At 56.6% G+C, this 1,709-nt stretch carries 1 protein-coding gene; it reads left to right on the forward strand.

The window, feature by feature from the left end:
* Positions 1 to 37 precede the first annotated feature (37 nt).
* Positions 38 to 1,516 carry a BREX system Lon protease-like protein BrxL gene (locus PARHAE_RS20325; RefSeq protein ID WP_241232915.1) on the forward strand — a complete coding sequence of 493 codons (1,479 nt, stop codon included), beginning with the start codon at positions 38 to 40 and terminating at the stop codon, positions 1,514 to 1,516.
* The last annotated feature ends 193 nt before the right edge of the window (positions 1,517 to 1,709 follow it).

A 1,709-nucleotide genomic window follows, 5' to 3' on the forward strand; every position in this document is an offset into this window, starting at 1 on the left:
GTGATCTCCCTGGCGGTTGCCGCCGCCGGTTGGGTGGGTGTTGGTTCACCCGGAGATTACGCCGCCAGACAATTTCTACCACTTCCGAGACACGACCCTTGGTCCCAAGGGGACGGGAAAATCTCATATCTATTCCGAGTTTTCACCACATGGTCAGCTGATCTCGGGCGGTGAAATCACGGTTCCCAAGCTTTTCGTGAACAATTCCAATGGCCGGATCGGATTGGTCGGCTTTTGGGATGTCGCGGCCTTTGACGAATTTGCCGGCCGCGAGAAGACGGCCAACAAGGCGCTCGTCGATATCATGAAGAACTACATGGCGAACAAGCAGTTCTCTCGTGGTGTAAATCCGATGGGCGCGGAGGCCAGCTTCGCCTTTGTCGGCAACACGGACCATAACGTGCCTTGGATGCTGAAAAATACCGACCTCTTCGAAGCTTTGCCGCCGCAGTTCCACGACAGCGCCTTTATCGATCGGTTGCACGCCTATTTGCCCGGATGGGAGGTCGATATCATCCGGGGCGAGATGTTCACATCTGGCTATGGGTTCATTGTTGATTATCTCGCCGAAATCCTGCGTCATCTGCGTGCCGAGGACTTCTCACACCGGCCGGATCGCTATTTTACCGTCCCAGTTCAGACCCATATCCGGGACCGCGCAGCGATCAACAAGACCATGTCAGGCCTTTTGAAGCTGATCTTCCCGAATGGTGGCGAGACAGAAGCCGAAGTTGAAGAGTTGCTGCGGTTAGCGATTGAATGCCGCAAGCGGGTGAAAGACCAGCTCCTGCGGATCGACAGCACCTTCGAGGAAGCGGACTTCCATTACATCGCATCGGATGGCGCAAAGCGCGCCGTCGCCACGCTGGAGGAAGAGGAGTTCCCCCAGTTCTACCACCGTCGATCAACCGACGATGGAAGTGAAGGTACGAATCAACAAGAGATTGGGTTGGTACCGGCAGAGCCGGTCTCAACGGTGGGTGCTTCCGCAGCACCTGCCGTTGCCGCTGCCCTGCACTCAGCCCCAACTCCCGGACATGTCGTTTTCACAGAAAACCGCAAGGGCATCAGTTTCGACAAGATCTTTGGTCCTTGGACGGATGGTGCGACGCGGATTATCATCACAGACCCCTATATCCGGAAGTTCCATCAGGCACGCAACGTGATGGAACTGATCGAGATGCTAATCCGGCGTAAACAGCCTGAAGATCAGATCGCTGTGCATCTTGTCACGGCTCCGGACGATGGGAACATCCAGGAGCAGCGAGAGTGCTTGGACGGGGTTGCTGAAGCCTGCACAGGCACGGGCGTCGATTTCACATGGGCCTTTGATGGGAGCGGCACTCTCCATGCACGCGACATCACGACGGATAACGGCTGGAAGATGGTTCTGGATCGCGGATTGGATATTTTCCAGCCAACGCCTCGCAAGATGAACGGTTTCTCGCTCGGAGAACGGATGCAGGAGCACCGGATGGTCCGTGGTTTCTACGTGACTTATGTCGAGAACCTTTAGCTTCGTCGGTCGTGTTGGCGGGGCAGGTCCGGCTACGCGCTCGGCGGGAAGCGAGAAGTCGACCTCGATGCCCAAGCCCTCATCCTCGTTACAGTGTAACCGGCCGATTGTTACCGCGGCGGTTGAGCCTTGAAGCGTTGCGCGAGTTCAGGATCGCTAACGAAGTCGTCGAGGAACTGGTGCCAGGTTTCTG

The sequence above is a fragment of the Paracoccus haematequi genome (assembly GCF_900631945.1).
Taxonomy (GTDB): Bacteria; Pseudomonadota; Alphaproteobacteria; order Rhodobacterales; family Rhodobacteraceae; genus Paracoccus; species Paracoccus haematequi_A.